This is a genomic window from Erwinia oleae, assembly GCF_000770305.1.
GTDB classification, from domain to species: Bacteria; Pseudomonadota; Gammaproteobacteria; order Enterobacterales; family Enterobacteriaceae; genus Erwinia; species Erwinia oleae.
The window spans coordinates 16,454-33,195 of the sequence record NZ_JNVB01000013.1 but is presented as its reverse complement, the minus strand read 5'-3'; the positions used below and the strand labels follow the sequence as shown (position 1 = coordinate 33,195).

Here is a 16,742-nt window from a genome sequence, read left to right as displayed (position 1 = left end):
CTTCCTTAACCCATAAAACCTAACACAGAAATCGATGTTTTATGAACGCGCAATCACAATCTACTGAAATTTATGAGAAATTCTTATTTCCCTGTCAGGGTAGCAGGATGGGTGCGCTTAAACCGCCCCGGCGTCATCGGCCTGTAACGGACGCGATGGCCGGAGGCGCCGGTTGGGCACGCCGGAGCGCGACAGGCCAAAAATGTCAAAAGTCGAAGGCCGCAATGTCAGCAAGGCTGTGCATGTCCACACTTTGCGCCCGTTGCTTCATTACAGGAATATACCCGGGGATTGAGGGAAGGATTGTCGTTCTGACTGGCAACAAAGAACAACCGCCTGCCAGCGAGACGGTTGTTCGCCTGTTCAGGCTTCGCAAACGGCAACTTTAATCGCCAGGCCGCCCCGCGCCGTTTCACGGTATTTGGCGTTCATGTCTTTGCCGGTTTCAAACATGGTTTCAATGACTTTATCCAGCGAGACTTTAGGATCGCTGGTACGGTACATCGCCATGCTTGCTGCATTAATGGCCTTTACGGCGGCGATAGCATTGCGTTCAATGCACGGCACCTGAACCTGGCCTGCAACAGGATCGCAGGTCAGCCCCAGGTTATGTTCCATGCCGATCTCCGCCGCGATGCATACTTTCTCCGGACTGCCGCCAAGCAGTTCGGCCAGGCCAGCAGACGCCATTGAACAGGCCACGCCCACCTCGCCCTGACAGCCTACTTCCGCGCCGGAAATAGAGGCATTCATTTTATAAAGAATCCCGATGGCACCGGCGGTCAGGTAATAGCGCGTATAAATTTCAGGCGTCACTGGCTGTACAAAGCGATCATAATAGGCGATGACCGCCGGAATGATACCGCAGGCGCCATTGGTGGGGGCGGTGACTACCCGCCCGCCAGAGGCATTCTCCTCACTGACGGCCATCGCAAACATATTCACCCAGTCCATCGCGCTCAGCGGCGTTACATGCTGTCCCTGGGGTTCTAATACGCGATGCAGTGCGGAAGCCCGACGCGGCACTTTCAACGGGCCGGGGAGCGTACCTTCGGTTTTCATTCCCCGATGAATCGCATTTTTCATCGTTTCCCAGATCGCCGCCATCTGTTGCTCGACGTCGCTTCTGCCGTGGCGGGCAACTTCATTTTTCATCATTACGGCTGAAATCGATAAACAATTATCATGACAATGCGCCAGCAGGTTGCGTGCGGAATAAAAAGGGAACGGAATAGCGCACTCCGCTTCCTGATTTTTACCAAACTCCTCTTCCGTGACAATAAATCCGCCGCCCGTGGAATAATAGGTTTGAGAATGCATCATTCTGCCGTCACTAAAAGCGGTAATACTCATGCCATTTTCATGCAGCGGAAGAAATTCATTATGAAATCGCATACATTCCGTAACGGGAAAGGCAATTTCACGCCGACCTTCATCAATAATTAAACGATTTTTGTCGTTAACGTCTTTAATCATCACCGATATGGCGTCGACATCGACCGTATCGGGCAGATAACCGGACAAACCGAGAATAATAGCAATATCGGTGTGATGACCTTTGCCGGTTAATGAAAGTGAACCATAGACATCGACCACCAGTCGCGTCACGTTATCCAACAGACCTTTTTCACGCAGACAATCGGTAAAGTGTTTTCCTGCTTTCATTGGCCCGACGGTATGTGAACTGGACGGGCCAATACTGACTTTGAAAATATCGAAAACGCTGATCATAAAGCACCTGTGTGCAATAACAGGGACACGCAGAGGGTATCCCTGAAGAGGAAGTTAAATTAATTAACCAGTGAATAAGCAATGGCCGAAATGGCGATGAGTCCCATTACCACGATAAAGACGTTACTGATATGACCGCTGTATTTGCGCATCGCAGGGACTTTCTGAATGGCATACATTGGCATCAGGAACAAAATGGTGGCAATAATCGGCCCACCTAACGTCTCAATCATTCCGAGGATGCTTGGATTAAGCGTTGCGACAAGCCAGGTGCTCACCAGCATAAACAGCGCGGTTAGCTTATTGAGACGGCCTGCCTCAATACTTTTACCCCGGCTGCGCAGTGATTTAATCACCATGCCATTAAAACCTTCACGGGCGCCTAAATAGTGACCAAGAAAAGATTTAGTTATGGCGATAATGGCAATGATCGGCGCCATCCAGGCGATAACCGGCGCATTAAAGTGATTCGCGAGATAAGAGAGAATAGAGATATTCTGCGCTTTTGCTTCAGCCAGATCCGCAGGCGAGAGACTGAGTACGCAACTGAACACGAAGAACATCACGGTAAGAACCATCATAACGTGCGCGCAGGCCAGTATTTTCGAACATTTTCGTTCGGCATTTTCGCCGTACTCTTCCCGCTTCGCCACGGCGAAAGAGGAGATAATAGGCGAGTGGTTAAAGGAGAAAACCATAACCGGGATGGCCAGCCACAGCGTCATCCACAGGCCGTTGCCCGTAGACGACGCGCTGTTGAAGGAGAGCGTGTCGAAAGCGGCACTGTTCCAATGCGGGATCAAATAGCAGGCCAGCAGCATCAGCGCGGCAACGAAGGGAAAAACCAGTACGCTCATCGCTTTAACAATCATCTGCTCGCCCAGGCGGACAATGGTCATCATTCCGAGGATTAAAATCAGTGAAAGCACAGCGCGGGGCGGCGGCGTAAGGTGAAGCTGGTGCAACAAAAAGCTTTCAACCGTATTGGTGATCGCCACGCTGTAAACAAGCAGGATGGGATAGATAGCAAAAAAATAGAGCAAGGTAATCAGCTTGCCTGCGCCAATACCGAAATGTTCCTCAACCACTTCAGTAATATCTTCTCCCGGATTTTTTCCCGACAGTACAAAGCGCGTAAGCCCACGATGGGCGAAGAACGTCATCGGGAAAGCCAGCACGGCCATCACCATCAGCGGCAGCATTCCACCGCCGCCAGCATTAATTGGCAGGAAAAGCACGCCTGCACCAATGGCGGTTCCGTACAGCCCCAACATCCAGACGATATCGCTTTTTCTCCAACTACTGGCCTTATGCGTGGCAAGCGTATTTTGAACGGTATCCATAAAACCTCTGTGATATCTATATTTTGAATAAAATAGTGGTATATTTAACTTTCACTATAGTAATACAAATTACCGTTCGTAAATATGCATACAGATCACACTACATCGTTCATTGATGGTACTATTAACGCATCAAAACTAATACGTAAAATAATTATTTCTTCTCGGTATCACTTTTAATACTTTATCCACTGAGATTACCATTGCATCCTGTTATCAGAACAAAAAACAACCTGCCAATCACTTTCTACGTTTACTGTGATCTTCTTTACCGGTGATGAGTAAAAGAAAGTTGAAAAATGACGATCTGAAGGAAATATACTTCTCCTTTGTTCAAGTGGCGAAGTGAGCTTAATGGAAAGCTGATTTCCCGTCGTCACCAGGGGCGACGCTAGCACAGACGGTATCTTTATATATGAGCGTCAGCGCGATAAGTTTGCGGCACCTGATATTTATAACCGTGACAACCGGAAAGAACAATCGTGCAGATGATAATCTACTATTTCATACTCACAGGCACTGTAAATAACCTTTCAAAATTTAATCGTACTTTTTTACTATTTTTTCTTTTCCGCCCTGTATTTTATAAAACGACCCAAATGACAATGCCATATATCATACGCTTCGCGAATCAATATCCAATAATCAGCCGCGTGGAAAAAATTTTTAAGGTATTTTTCTTTCGGATGTTGCGCATTGCTTACATCAGTAGAGTGGTCTTAAGTTCATCGCCCCACTCTTTCCATCGCCCGCTGATAAGCGCCGCGTCGGATTGCCCAACGCAGCGTCACTGCGAGCAGGCGCATACGCTGCTGAATAAACCAGCGTCGCGAGCGTGAAAAGTGGAAACCAAACTGCTGTTGCACCCAGTCGGGCAGCAGTTCAATACCGCCCATCATCATCATGCTCATCGCCGGACGCGCCTGCCACGAGGGCGCGGGTACGTTTAATAGCAGCGTCAGAACTTCACGCGTACGCGCATCGCAGCGTAGCGCAGGCCGCATCGCCAGCAGATAATCATTCACGTCGCGCACCGTTTTTGGCACCGCCGTTGCGCCCAGCGCTTCCGCTACGCGCGCCGCTTCCTCATAGTAGCGATCCTGTTCCGCCAGGCTCAGGCAGGGATTTTTATAGCGCAGATGGGCAGCGAGAAAGCGGCTGGTTTCGGCAACATGCACCCAGGTCAGCAGCGCGGGATCGCTGGCGGCATAGGGAACGCCCTCGGTGTCAGTGCCGCTCACCTGCAAATGAATACGTTTGACACGCTCAATCAGCGTCTGCGCATCGGCATGGTTGCCAAAGGTAGTGACGGCAATAAACTGGCTGGTGCGCCGCAGGCGGCCCATCATATCCTGCCGGAAGGTGGAGTGATCCCATACGCCCGCCAGCGCGAGTGGATGAAGCATCTGCATCAGCAGCGCAGAAATCCCGCCGCACAGCATTGAGGGGAAATCGCCATGTACGCGCCAGATAACGCTTTCCGGGCCATACAGGCCCGGATCGCCCGGCGGCTGTGAGAGATCGAATTCGTTCAGCGCCAGCCCGTTAAGGCGAAACACCTGCTGTTGAATTCTGTCCCGCAGCGACGGCATGATGCTACCGGTAGTCGAATTCAGCGTCGCGCGTGCGTACCGAATCCAGCCCGATCATCACGCTGAACTTACCCGGCTCCGCCACGTGCTGCATTTTTGCATTCCAGAACGACAGCGCCTTAACGTCAATCGGGAAGGTGACCGTTTGCGCCTCACCCGCTTTCAGCATAATACGCTTAAAGCCTTTCAGCTCTTTCACCGGACGGCTGATGCTGGCGACCCGATCGCGCAGGTACATCTGCACCACCGTTGCACCCTCGCGTTTACCGGTATTGGTGACCGTCACGCTGGCGTTAACGCTGCCGTCACGCGCCATGGTTTTCGACGACAGGGTTACGGGCGAAACGGTAAAGGTGGTATAGCTCAGCCCATAGCCAAACGGGAACAGCGGGCCGTTTGCCGCATCGTAGTAATGCGAGGTGTATTTATTGGGATGGTCGGCGTCATAAGGGCGGCCGCTGTTGAGGTGATTATAATAAATCGGGATTTGCCCCACCGAGCGCGGGAAGGACATCGGCAGCTTGCCCGATGGATTGTAATCGCCGAACAGCACGTCGGCGATGGCGTTGCCGCCTTCGGTGCCGCTAAACCAGGTTTCCAGCAGCGCATCGGCCTGCATATTTTCTTTCACCAGCGCCAGAGGGCGGCCGTTCATCAGCACCAGCACCAGCGGTTTGCCAGTGGTTTTCAGCGCATCGACCAGCGCCAGCTGGCTCGGCGGAATAGTAATGTCGCTGCGGCTTGACGCTTCATGCGCCATGCCCTGCGCCTCGCCGATCACCGCCACCACCACATCGGCTTTTTTCGCGATCTCAACCGCTTCGTCGACCATCTGCTGCGGCGAGCGGCTGTCGACCGTTACCGCTTGTTCATATTTGTTAAGGAATTCCTGAATGCCTTTGTTATCGGTGACGTTTGCGCCTTTGGCATAAAGGAGGGTTGCTTTGTCGCCAATGGCGTTTTTCAGCCCCTGGAGCACGGTAACGGACTGCTCTGCCCTGCCCGCCGCAGACCAGCTTCCCATGATATCGCGCTGGCTGTCCGCCAGCGGCCCGACCAGCGCGATGGTACCGGATTTCTTCAGCGGCAGCGTCTCGAGGCGGTTTTTCAGCAGCACGATACTTTTACGCGCAACGTCTCGCGCTTCCTCGCGATGCAGGCGGCTTTCGGCATTATTATCCTGCGGATCGCTCTCTTGCGGCCCCAGATGACTGTAGGGATCGTTAAACAGGCCCATGTCATATTTTACGTTCAGCACGTGGCGCGTGGCATCGTCAATTTCCTGCTCGCTCACCCTGCCGCGTTTCACTAAATCCGGCAGATATTTGCTGTAATACTCATCGCTCATGCTCATGTTGACGCCGGACTGGATCGCAATGCGCACCGCATCCTGCGGATCGCTGGCCACGCCGTGTTTGATCAGCTCTTTAATGGCGCCGTGATCGCTGATGGTGATGCCTTTAAACTTCCAGTCATTGCGCAGCACATCTTTAAGCAGCCAGCTGTCGGCGGTCGCAGGCACGCCGTTGAGCGAATTCAGTGCCACCATCACGCCGCCGCTGCCTGCGTCCAGCGCGGCTTTATAAGGCGGCAAATAGTCCTGCGCCAGCCGCTGTGGACTCATATCCACCGTATTGTAATCACGCCCGCCCTCCACCGCGCCATAGGCGGCGAAATGCTTCACGCTGGTCATTACCGAATAGCGATCGGCCGCGCTTTTGCCCTGCATGGATTCAACCAGCGTGCGGCCCATGCTTGAGGTCAGATAAGTATCCTCACCCAAACCTTCCGACACCCTGCCCCAACGCGGCTCGCGGCTGACGTCTACCATCGGCGCCCAGGTCATATTCAGGCCATCATCGGCTGCTTCATAAGCGGAAATCCGCCCGACTGTCGCCACCGCGTCCAGATCCCAGCTTGCCGCCAGCCCTAATGGAATGGGGAAAACGGTACGCTGTCCGTGTATCACGTCATAGGCAAAAAACAGAGGGATTTTCAGGCGGCTGAGCTGCATGACCTGATCCTGCATCGCGCGAATGTCTTTGCGCGTAACGGTATTGAAGATGGCGCCAACCTGCTCTTTCCCGATCATTTCGCGAATGGCTTCTTTCGGATTATCCGGCCCAACGCTGATCAGCCTGAGCTGACCAATTTTTTCATCAAGCGTCATTTTTTTCAGCAGATCGGTTACGAATGCGTCGCGCGCTTCCGGTGTTAACGGATGTTTAACGGGTTGATTTTCAGCAAACGCAGGTTGCAGCGCCAGGGTCACAGCAAGGCTGACAGAGCAAATCCATTTCATCAGGTTGGTTTCTCTCAAATAGAGTCGGACAGGAAATCACGAATTGGCAAAATCACCGTTGCAGTGTGCCATAAGTTGAGGATAGCAGATAGTTTTCTACCGATTGCCGCGATCTGGCTCCAGGTTTTGCTCCTGAGTGAACGATGAAGTGGTGCTAAAGTAAAGGCGTGACATCTCAGAGGACAATGGATATGCAGAACGCTTCAGGACAACCGCTGATAGCAGACCTGCGCCGCATCGTCGGCGGCGCGCATTTACTGACCGATCCCCGCAAAACAGAACGCTATCGTAAAGGCTTCCGCTCCGGTCAGGGCGATGCCCTGGCGGTGGTTTTTCCCGGTTCGCTGCTGGAGCAGTGGCGAATATTGCAGGCCTGCGTGGCGGCCGACGTGATTATATTAATGCAGGCGGCCAACACCGGCCTGACGGAAGGCTCCACGCCGAATGGCAACGATTACGATCGCGACATTGTGATCGTCAGCACGCGGCGAATGGATAAAATTCAGCTTATTGAGGAAGGGAAACAGGTGCTGGCCTTTCCGGGCAGCACGCTTTACCAGTTAGAGAAAGTGCTGAAGCCGCTGGGACGCGAGCCGCATTCGGTGATTGGCTCCTCCTGCATCGGCGCGTCTGTCCTCGGCGGCGTGTGTAATAACTCAGGCGGCGCACTGGTGAAACGCGGTCCGGCCTACAGCGAAATGGCGCTTTTTGCGCAAATCGACCCACAGGGCAGGCTGCGACTGGTCAACCATCTCGGCATCGAACTCGGCAGCTCGCCGGAGGAGATATTACGCCGCCTGGATGATGAAGCCTGGCAACCGGGCGACGTGCGCCATGACCAGCGGCTCGCCTCCGACCACGATTACGCCGCGCGGGTGCGCGATGTGGCAGCGGACACGCCATCGCGCTTCAACGCCGATGCGCGCAGGCTGTACGAAGCCTCCGGCTGCGCGGGCAAGCTGGCGGTGTTTGCGGTACGGCTTGATACATTTGCCGCCGAACGCGCTCAGCAGGTCTTCTATATCGGCACCAACGATACGCAGGCGCTGGGCGAAATCCGTCGCCACATTCTGAGCGAATTCAGTGAACTGCCGGTCGCCGGCGAGTACCTGCATCGCGATATTTTCGATATCGCCAACGTTTATGGCAAAGATACCTTTGTGATGATCGACAAGCTCGGCACCGACAAAATGCCGCTGTTCTTTTCGCTGAAAGGGCGCGTGGACGCGCTGCTCAATAATCTCTCTTTTGTGCGTCCGCATTTCAGCGATCGCCTGCTGCAAAAACTCAGCGCGCTGCTGCCTGCGCATCTGCCGAAGCGGCTGAAACAGTATCGCGATCGTTTTGAACATCACCTGATGCTGAAGATGTCCGGGCCGGGCGTCGACGAGGCGCGCCGCTATTTAAATCAGTTTTTCAGCCAGGCGGACGGCGAGTTTTTTGAATGTACCCCGGAAGAGGGCGCGAAGGCCTTTCTGCATCGCTTTGCCGCCGCCGGGGCCGCCGTGCGCTACCACGCGGTGCATCACGATGAGGTGGAGGATATTCTGGCGCTGGATATCGCGCTACGCCGTAACGATCGCGACTGGTTTGAACGGCTGCCGCCTGAGTTTGATGACGCGCTGGTGCATCGACTCTACTACGGCCATTTTTTCTGCCATGTCTTCCATCAGGACTATATCGTGAAGAAAGGCGTTGATGCGCATGCGCTGAAAGAGAAAATGCTGGCGATCCTTGCGGCACGGGGCGCGGAGTATCCCGCCGAGCACAACGTTGGTCATCTTTACGAAGCGAAACCGCAGCTTAAGGCATTTTATCAGCAGCTCGATCCCACCAACAGCTTTAACCCTGGCATTGGTAAAACCAGCAAGGCCAAAGGCTGGGGCTGCTGCGGGAAGCCCCACTGAGCGCGCCGGGCGGCAATCCACACCGCCCGGCTCTGGCGTCAGGCTTCGGGTTCTTTCATCACCACATTGCCGTTGCGCTGTTCGACGATCATCGTCTGCGGCGTGGAAAGCACCACGCCCTCTTTGCGCAGGCGCGTCAGAATATCGAACAGCAGATCGCTTTTCGCGCCCGCCACCTGACGCGGGCTGGCGACGTTGCCGGTAACCGACATCACGATGCCTGTCGACGTCAGATCTTTAAAGGTGACCGACGGCTCCGGGTTTTCAAGAATGCGTTCGTTCTGGTTGAACACGTCCAGCAGCAGTTCACGCACCTGTTGCGGATCGATATCCAGCGGAAACGTCAGTGTGATGGTCGCCACGCCCTGCGCGTTGCCCATGGTGGCGTTGCGCACGTTCTGCGAGATCAGCTGAGAGTTCGGCACAATTACCGTTGATTTGTCGCCAAGCTGGATTTCCGTGGCGCGCACGTTGATGCGACGAATATCGCCTTCGATGCCGCTGATGCTTACCAGATCGCCCACTTTCACCGGTCGTTCGGTCAGCAGGATCAGGCCGGAAATAAAGTTCTTCACAATCTCCTGAAGACCGAAACCGATACCCACCGACAGGGCGCTGACGATCCATGCCAGTTTATTCCATTGCAGCCCCATCACCGACAGCGCCAACAGGAAGACGGTAACGTAGCCAAGGTTGCTCAACAGCGTGGTCAGTGACACACGCATGCCGACGTCCATGGTGGTTTTAGGCAGGAAGTCATGTTCCAGCCAGCGCCTTACCGAACGCAGTATGTAGATGCCGACGATCAGACAAAGCAGCGCATTCAGTACGTGGGCCGGGACGATATTCAGCGATTCAAGTCCTTTACCGCCCCAGAACTCAATGGCTTTTTGCACCAGCTCAATCGGCGTGGCGCTGCTGAATGTACCGTTAAGCACCGCCATCGCCGCAGCCAGCACCAGGAACGTTTTACCCAGCGCCGCCAGCACCGCCGCAACCTGCTGAAGGTGGCGTTCGTCGATATTCAGCGATCGCTGAATACTTTTACCGGACGCGGTGTTCATGGAGAAGAGACTTTCACAGCCGTCCGTCACCAGTTGCGTGAGTATATAGAACGAACCGAATACGACGCCCATCCAGATCAGCTCATAGCTGAGAAAACGGGCGAAGGTGACGTAGCCGATGACCAGCGTCACCATGATTGCGACGCCCACCAGGGTGATCGCCATCTGGATCAGGCCCACCAGCGTCGATTTCGCCTCCGGCGGCGTACCGGCCAGAATCATCTGGCGACGTACGCGTTTGGTACGAAAGCTGATCGAGAGCGCCGTCGCGCCAATCAGCAGCGCGGTCAGGCCGTTGGCAAATACCGTGGTACTCACGCTGGTATTGGCGCTGCTGTTGAGCGCCTCGACCATCTGGAAAATAAATACCAGCGCGGCGGTGAGCGGTGGAAAAGGCTTCAGCGCCAGCGCCACGTCATGAGAGATGTTCGGCAGTCGCCATGAGGGGCGACGCGTGGAGAGAAACGCCCTGCCCAGCCCGGCAATCAGCCCGCAGGAGACGCTCAGGCGCACCAGATTATCGCCAAAGTTTCTGACGCCGTCGCCCACTTCATCATGTCGGGTAAACGCAAGATCGAGAAAGTTAAAGGCCAGCACGATAGCCACCAGCGTGGTCAGGGCGGTGGCGGCGGCCAGGAAGCTGCGGCGCAGACGTCCTTCCGGCAGCAGATTTATGCCGACCCAGGCCAGAAACTGCTCCAGGTAGCGGCGTCCCAGCGAGGCCACCAGCAGCGCCGCGACAATCCATAATGCGGTGCCCGCGCGCCAGCCTGGCTCCCATGAGAGCGCGGCGGTGCCCAGCAGTTCATCGCAAAAACTGCGCAGTTTGTCGCCGTCGCCGTTCTGGTCGTTAAACACCGGCGCCCAGAAGCGCGGGCCGAAAATACTGCCCGCGTTCAGCGCCAGCTGCGTTTTCAGCGCGTCGCGGCGCAGATTGACGATTTGTGATGACAGATTGATCGCGCCGCTCTTAATCGCTTCGGCCTGTTTGATCTGGTCGTCCATCTTGCTTTTTTGGCTTTCAAGACTTTTACGCTTTTGCGTGACTTCCGCCGTCTCTTTCACCCCGCTTTCCGGTTTGGGCGCCGGGCCCAGCACCGCCAGCTGCGCGTGAAGCTGTTCGCGCTGCGGCGTGATGCTCTGGATCAGCGTATCGGCATCGCCGGAAAGCTCCTTCGCCAGATCGTCCAGCGCGCTGAGTTTGCTGTCGTTGGTTTCGCCCGATACCTGCTGCTTAATTTTATCCAGCACTTTCTGCATCTTAGGCAGTTCAACGGCAGCATTGATTTTGACGGGCGCTTCTTCGCCCTGTGAATTATCCGCCCCGGCCGACTGAGCAACAACCGGCGATAATACCAACAGCGCCAGCAGACAGACGCGAAGAAAAAGAACTAACCTGAACATAACGCTACATTCCCGGATAACAGATTGGCGGCATGCGCCGCTACTCGTTGGACGCCGATGCGTCGATATTCGCCATTTCGGCAGCCTTCTGCTTTTTATAACTCAACGCAGCGGCTGGCACCGGCGAAATTTTACCCGTTTCTATCCATGAACGCAGGCGATTCGCATCAGCAAAGTGGGTATATTTTCCGAAAGCGTCCATCACCACCAGCGCAACGGGCTGTTTACCGATCACCGTGCGCATCACCAGGCAATGTCCGGCCTGATTGGTAAACCCGGTTTTGGTGAGCTGGATGTTCCAGTCCGGCCGGTAGACCAGATGATTGGTATTGCGGAAAGGCAGCGTATAGTTCGGGCTGCGGAAGGTGGCCATGTCTTCGTGCGTGGTGCTGAGCTGACCAATCAACGGATAGCGTTTGGTGGCGATCAGCAGCTTTGTTAAATCGCGCGCCGTGGAGACGTTCATCGTTGAGAGTCCGGTCGGCTCAACGTAGCGCGTGTGGGTCATGCCCAGCGACTGCGCTTTGGCGTTCATGGCGCGAATAAAAGCGTCGTAGCCACCGGGATAGTGATGTGCAAGGCTGGCCGCCGCGCGGTTCTCCGACGACATCAGCGCCAGCAGCAGCATCTCTTTCCGGCTGATTTCGCTGTTCAGTCGCACGCGTGAATAGATGCCGCGCATCTCTGCCGTATGGCTGATATCCACGCTGAGCATGTCGTCCAGCGGCAGGCGCGCGTCCAGCACCACCATCGCCGTCATCAGCTTGGTGATAGAGGCCATCGGTCGCACCAGGTCGGGGTGGCTGGCGTAGATCACCTTGTTAGTATTGAGATCGACAATCATGGCGCTGCCGGAGGCGATTTCAGGCTGCGCGGCAGCAACCACGCTGGCCTGATACGGACTGGCGGCGGCCGGAGTCATCATGGCAGGGGCGGCAACCATCAGTGCCAGTGCGGACCAGAGGAGACGAATTTTTTCAGGCATCATTCAAAACTTAGCGAGAGTGATTCAGGTGCGGAGATCCCACACGCTGCTCCCATGCATACGTAGCGGGAGCTGGCTCGCGCATCATACGCTTTTCGTTAACATGTTGACTACATGATAATCATTTCCGGGCATTACCAAAAAGCCGCCGACGCGCGCGGCGGCGTAAAAATCAGAACAGCCGATAGCCATAGCCCCAAATCACCACCGTCAGCGCCAGCAGCACTTCAAATACCAGCACGCCGATGGCCAGCGTTGAACCTGATAAACGCAGGCTCTCTTCACGATCGATGTTCAGGAACAGCGGAATACCCACGTAGAGCAGATAGCCGGTATAGACCAGCGCCAGCGCGCCGACAAATACGCAAAGCCAGACCAGCGGATAGAGCGCGACCAGCCCGCTGAGGAACAGCGGCGTGGCAACGTAACCGGCAAACACCGTGCAGCGACGCAGCGTAGGCCGCTGGGGATAATCCCTCGCCATCCAGTAGATCACCCGCCCCATGACCGCCACACCGCCGAGGATCAGCGCATAGAACAGTATCGCCAGAGCGGCCGCGCTTAATAACGTCAGCGGGATAGTCTGCCGGGCGCCCACGTCCCAGCCAATTTGCGTAGTGCCAATAAACGCGCAGACGACCGGGATCAGCGCCATCAGCAGAACGTGATGGGTGTAGTGATAAGAAAGCGTTTCGTTCTCTTGCCTGATGCTACGCATCTCCCGATTGGGATGCGCAAGAAGTCCCCATACATGGCTCATCTTATGACTCCTCTGTAACTGACGCCCCGCCTGACGACCGTCAGACGGCAGTTCCTCAAGTATAAGCGGTTGTGCAGTGTTTATTTTTTAATCACTGCAACTTTGCGCTAATCCCTTCTGATTACACTAAAAAAATGATCTTCCCGGACGCGAATTGCGGTAAAGCCGTTAGACTTAGGGTTTTAGCGCACAAACCGGAAGGGATTTGCATATGGATATAAACCAGTTGATTGTCCAGTACGGTTATCTGGCGCTTTTTATCGGCTGCATTGCCGAAGGGGAAACGTTCACGCTGCTGGGCGGCGTGGCGGCACATGAAGGGTTACTGCATTACGGTTGGGTGCTGCTGGTGGCGATGCTGGGCGGCATTCTGGGCGATACCGGGCTGTTTTTTCTGGGTCGCTACTATGGCGAACCGATTCTTAAACGTTTCAAAAAACACCAGAAGCAGATCGCAAAAGCAAACCGTATGATCCGCAGGCGGCCGGTGCTGTTTGTGATTGGCGTGCGATTTATGTATGGCCTGCGCATTGTCGGGCCGGTGATCATCGGGGCCAGCAAGCTGAAGCCGCAGAAGTTTCTTTTGCTTAACGTGGCAGGCGCCATCGCCTGGGCGCTCATTTTCGTTTCGCTGGGCTACATGGGCGGCCAGATCGTCGCGCCGTGGCTGCATGCGCTGAATCACCATTTGAAATATCTCGTCTGGCTGGCGTTGATCCTGCTGCTGGTATGGAGCGTGCGGCTCTGGCTGAAGCGCCGTGCAGAGCGTGAGAAAGAGGAAGGGAGCGAGTAACGCTCCCCCCGGCGTCACTTCGCTTTTTGCATAAAAAACTGCGGGTTCGCCAGCGTGAAACCGCCGTCGATCACAAACGACTGGCCGGTGGTATAGCTCGACCACTGTGAGCACAGCCAGGCCACCATGCTGGCGATTTCACGCGTATCGCCAGGCCGTCCCGCCGGGATCTCCGGCATGCTGATGTTGTGAGCATCGTCATTGCTCATCTCATTCATGGGCGTGGCAATCGCGCCAGGCGCCACGGCATTAACGAGGATCTTGTGCGGCAGCAGGCTCAGCGCCATCGATTTTGTCAGACCGCCCATGGCATGTTTGGCAGCGGTATAGGCAACCGAGCCCGGCAGCGGCGTGTGTTCATGAACGGAGGTGATGTTGATAATTCTGCCGCCTTCGTCCTGCTTAACCATGTGGCGCGCGGCGATCTGCCCGCAAATAAATGCGCCATCCACGTCGACGGAAAACACTTTGCGCCAGTCCTCAAAGGTGGTTTCCAGAAAATCGGCCTTAACATTCGTGCCGGCGTTATTCACCAGCGCATCGATGCGGCCAAAGCGGGCAATCAGCGCCTCCAGCATTTCGCCGCCCTTCTGCGGATCGGCAAGGTCAAGCCTGGCAACCTCCGCCTTTTTACCGTGCTTGCGCACCGCTTCCGCCGTTTGCTGTGCGCCCTTTTCGTCAGAGCGCCAGGTGATGCCAACGTCAAACCCCTGCTCTGCCAGCATGATGGCGCAGGCCTGGCCAATGCCCGAATCTGAAGCGGTCACGATGGCCACTCTGTTAGCTGTCGTGCTCATGGGTGTCTCCTTATTCAGTGGTAAGCCAGTGAGTATAGATGATCGCGTCATTACGCCAGCCCCAGCGGCAGTGACTATAGTTACTGCTGCCGCCTTAACTATTGCCGTAACCGGGGAAAAGCATGAGTGAAATAAAACGTAAGATTGAAGACCACGGCGTAATAGGCGATTTGCAAACCTGCGCACTTATCGCCAACGACGGCACCATTGATTATTTTTGCTGGCCCGATCTCGACAGTCCTTCCGTGTTTACCGCGCTGCTTGACGGCGATGAAGCCGGTATTTTCAGCATCGCGCCAGACTGGCCGGACGCGCGTCGACAACAGCTTTACCTGCCCGATACCACGCTGCTGCAAACCCGCTGGCTTGGCGATGACGGCGTGGCGGAAATCACCGACTACATGCCGATTTGCCACCAGGAGGACGATCGGCCGCGTATTATTCGCCGCATAAAAATGGTGCATGGCGAAGCGAGTTTCACCCTGCGCTGCGCACCGGTACATGACTATGCGCGCGCCAACACGCAGGCCAGCCAAAAAGAGGGCAGCGTGCTGTTCAGCGCCGAAGATCAACCGACGCTGCGACTGTGCGGCAATGTGGCGTTCACCCTTAACGGCAACGCTGCGGAAGCGCGCTTCACGCTCAAAAACGGCGAGCACCGTGAGTTTATATTTGGATGCGCCGACGATAAGCATCTTGATGAAGAGGTGACCGAACGCTGCTTTCAAGAGACGCTCAATTACTGGCGCAACTGGAGCGCCAAAAGCAATTACAAAGGCCGCTGGCAGGAGATGGTTAACCGTTCGGCGCTGACGCTGAAGCTGCTGACCTCGTGGAAACATGGCTCTATCGCGGCAGCGGCAACGTTCGGCCTGCCGGAAGAGCCGGGCGGCGAGCGTAACTGGGATTATCGCGCCACCTGGCTGCGCGATGCTTCCTTCAGCGTTTATGCGCTGATGCGTTTGGGCTACATCGAAGAGGCAAAGCATTTCACCCATTGGGTGGGTCGCTGCGTGGAGAACAGCCATCACGATGTTGAAAAGCTTCAGGTGATGTACCGTCTGGACAGCGGCACCGAGCTGCATGAAACCGAGCTGTTGAACCTGTCCGGCTATGCTGACTCGACGCCGGTCAGGATTGGTAACGACGCCTGGAATCAGACCCAGCTGGATATTTATGGCGAACTGATGGATGCCGTTTATTTAGCCAATAAATATGGTGAAGCGATTTCGCATCGCGGCTGGCTTCACGTCAGTAAAATGATTGACTACGTTTGCGATAACTGGAATCAGCCTGATGCCGGCATCTGGGAGATGCGCGGCGAACCGCAACACTTTCTTCATTCGCGGCTGATGTGCTGGGTAGCCCTGGATCGTGCGCTGCGCCTCGGTGATAAGCGCTCGCTGTCGGTCAACTGGGAGCGCTGGGGCAAGGCCAGAGATGCTATTCGTGACGATATCTGGCAAAACTTCTGGAATGCCGATCGCGGCCATTTTGTCGCCACCCGCCACGGCGATTTTGTCGATGCCTCGATGCTGCTGATGCCGCTGGTGCGTTTCGTCGGTGCGACGGACCCCGACTGGCTGGCAACGCTGGATACCATCAAAGAGAAGCTGGTGACGGATGGTCTGGTGAAGCGCTATAACATTGCTGAGACGCCTTCCGACGGGCTTGAAGGCGAAGAAGGCGCCTTTGTGGCCTGTTCCTTCTGGTACGTGGAATGTCTGGCCCGCGCGGGACGGGTAAGCGAAGCGCATTTTGAGTTTGAAAAGCTGTTAAGCTATGCCAATCCGCTGGGGCTGTACGCGGAAGAGTTTGATAAACAGGGCCGCGCGTTGGGGAATACACCGCAGGCGTTAAGCCATCTGGCCTTAATCAGCGCGGCATTTTTTCTCAACCGCAAACTCAGCGGCGATGATCCGCTCTGGCAGCCCTGAATGTGTTCTTTTTTAAGCCAGCGTTAATTTTTGACGACAACTTTACGTAAAATTAGTTCGATTGTTATAAATGCTGGTTTATTCCGGCTCGCAAATGACCATATAATGTGCAGCCGCTCACAACGGA

Annotated in this window: 11 protein-coding genes; 3 read left to right on the top strand and 8 right to left on the bottom strand. The window is 55.3% G+C overall.

What is annotated here, in order from left to right; all coding sequences use genetic code 11:
* Nucleotides 1–363: 363 nt before the first annotated feature.
* The 4 genes from GS12_RS06165 to bglX all read right to left on the bottom strand — a co-directional run bounded on the left by GS12_RS06165 (nucleotide 364) and on the right by bglX (nucleotide 6,968).
* Nucleotides 364–1,731 (bottom strand): L-serine ammonia-lyase, encoded by a 1,368-nt coding sequence (locus GS12_RS06165; protein ID WP_034944920.1) that lies wholly within the window; start codon nucleotides 1,729–1,731, stop codon nucleotides 364–366.
* Nucleotides 1,732–1,790: 59 nt separating this feature from the next.
* Entirely contained in the window at nucleotides 1,791–3,074 is a 1,284-nt protein-coding gene (locus GS12_RS06160; RefSeq protein WP_034944918.1) for an HAAAP family serine/threonine permease, read from the bottom strand.
* Nucleotides 3,075–3,799: 725 nt separating this feature from the next.
* On the bottom strand, nucleotides 3,800–4,666 hold the full coding sequence (locus GS12_RS06155; RefSeq protein ID WP_034944916.1) for an oxygenase MpaB family protein: 867 nt from the start codon (nucleotides 4,664–4,666) through the stop codon (nucleotides 3,800–3,802).
* A 4-nt stretch (nucleotides 4,667–4,670) separates the two neighbouring features.
* Nucleotides 4,671–6,968 (bottom strand): beta-glucosidase BglX, encoded by a 2,298-nt coding sequence (bglX, locus tag GS12_RS06150; protein ID WP_034944914.1) that lies wholly within the window; start codon nucleotides 6,966–6,968, stop codon nucleotides 4,671–4,673.
* Nucleotides 6,969–7,159: 191 nt separating this feature from the next.
* Between bglX and dld the strand changes: the two genes are divergently transcribed.
* Nucleotides 7,160–8,875: a D-lactate dehydrogenase gene (gene dld, locus GS12_RS06145; RefSeq protein ID WP_152601363.1), complete on the top strand. Its 1,716-nt coding sequence runs from the start codon at nucleotides 7,160–7,162 to the stop codon at nucleotides 8,873–8,875.
* A 38-nt stretch (nucleotides 8,876–8,913) separates the two neighbouring features.
* On the opposite strand, the gene GS12_RS06140 is transcribed toward dld, so the two are convergent.
* The 3 genes from GS12_RS06140 to GS12_RS06130 form a co-directional block, all read right to left on the bottom strand.
* Complete coding sequence (locus GS12_RS06140) at nucleotides 8,914–11,343, bottom strand: DUF3772 domain-containing protein (protein WP_034944911.1); 2,430 nt, start codon at nucleotides 11,341–11,343, stop codon at nucleotides 8,914–8,916.
* A gap of 40 nt (nucleotides 11,344–11,383) precedes the next feature.
* Nucleotides 11,384–12,328 carry a D-alanyl-D-alanine endopeptidase gene (gene pbpG, locus GS12_RS06135; protein WP_407637851.1) on the bottom strand — a complete coding sequence of 315 codons (945 nt, stop codon included), beginning with the start codon at nucleotides 12,326–12,328 and terminating at the stop codon, nucleotides 11,384–11,386.
* 172 nt (nucleotides 12,329–12,500) lie between these two features.
* Complete coding sequence (locus GS12_RS06130) at nucleotides 12,501–13,088, bottom strand: Yip1 family protein (RefSeq protein WP_034944907.1); 588 nt, start codon at nucleotides 13,086–13,088, stop codon at nucleotides 12,501–12,503.
* 205 nt (nucleotides 13,089–13,293) lie between these two features.
* Here GS12_RS06130 and GS12_RS06125 point away from each other — a divergent pair, with 205 nt between their 5' ends.
* On the top strand, nucleotides 13,294–13,881 hold the full coding sequence (locus tag GS12_RS06125) for a DedA family protein (protein ID WP_034944905.1): 588 nt from the start codon (nucleotides 13,294–13,296) through the stop codon (nucleotides 13,879–13,881).
* A 14-nt stretch (nucleotides 13,882–13,895) separates the two neighbouring features.
* Here the strand turns inward: GS12_RS06125 and GS12_RS06120 are convergent, their stop codons facing one another.
* Nucleotides 13,896–14,678, bottom strand: a complete 783-nt coding sequence (locus GS12_RS06120; RefSeq protein ID WP_034913563.1) for an SDR family oxidoreductase — start codon at nucleotides 14,676–14,678, stop codon at nucleotides 13,896–13,898.
* Nucleotides 14,679–14,800: 122 nt separating this feature from the next.
* Between GS12_RS06120 and GS12_RS06115 the strand changes: the two genes are divergently transcribed.
* Nucleotides 14,801–16,615 carry a glycoside hydrolase family 15 protein gene (locus tag GS12_RS06115; protein ID WP_034944903.1) on the top strand — a complete coding sequence of 605 codons (1,815 nt, stop codon included), beginning with the start codon at nucleotides 14,801–14,803 and terminating at the stop codon, nucleotides 16,613–16,615.
* Nucleotides 16,616–16,742 lie beyond the last annotated feature (127 nt).

Bases quoted from the DNA above. Each gene is read 5' to 3' on its own strand.
- GS12_RS06165 (WP_034944920.1), bottom strand. From the start codon at position 1,731: ATGATCAGCGTTTTCGATATTTTCAAAGTCAGTATTGGCCCGTCCAGT.
- GS12_RS06160 (WP_034944918.1), bottom strand. From the start codon at position 3,074: ATGGATACCGTTCAAAATACGCTTGCCACGCATAAGGCCAGTAGTTGG.
- GS12_RS06155 (WP_034944916.1), bottom strand. From the start codon at position 4,666: ATGCCGTCGCTGCGGGACAGAATTCAACAGCAGGTGTTTCGCCTTAAC.
- bglX (WP_034944914.1), bottom strand. From the start codon at position 6,968: ATGAAATGGATTTGCTCTGTCAGCCTTGCTGTGACCCTGGCGCTGCAA.
- dld (WP_152601363.1), top strand. From the start codon at position 7,160: ATGCAGAACGCTTCAGGACAACCGCTGATAGCAGACCTGCGCCGCATC.
- GS12_RS06140 (WP_034944911.1), bottom strand. From the start codon at position 11,343: ATGTTCAGGTTAGTTCTTTTTCTTCGCGTCTGTCTGCTGGCGCTGTTG.
- pbpG (WP_407637851.1), bottom strand. From the start codon at position 12,328: ATGCCTGAAAAAATTCGTCTCCTCTGGTCCGCACTGGCACTGATGGTT.
- GS12_RS06130 (WP_034944907.1), bottom strand. From the start codon at position 13,088: ATGAGCCATGTATGGGGACTTCTTGCGCATCCCAATCGGGAGATGCGT.
- GS12_RS06120 (WP_034913563.1), bottom strand. From the start codon at position 14,678: ATGAGCACGACAGCTAACAGAGTGGCCATCGTGACCGCTTCAGATTCG.
- GS12_RS06115 (WP_034944903.1), top strand. From the start codon at position 14,801: ATGAGTGAAATAAAACGTAAGATTGAAGACCACGGCGTAATAGGCGAT.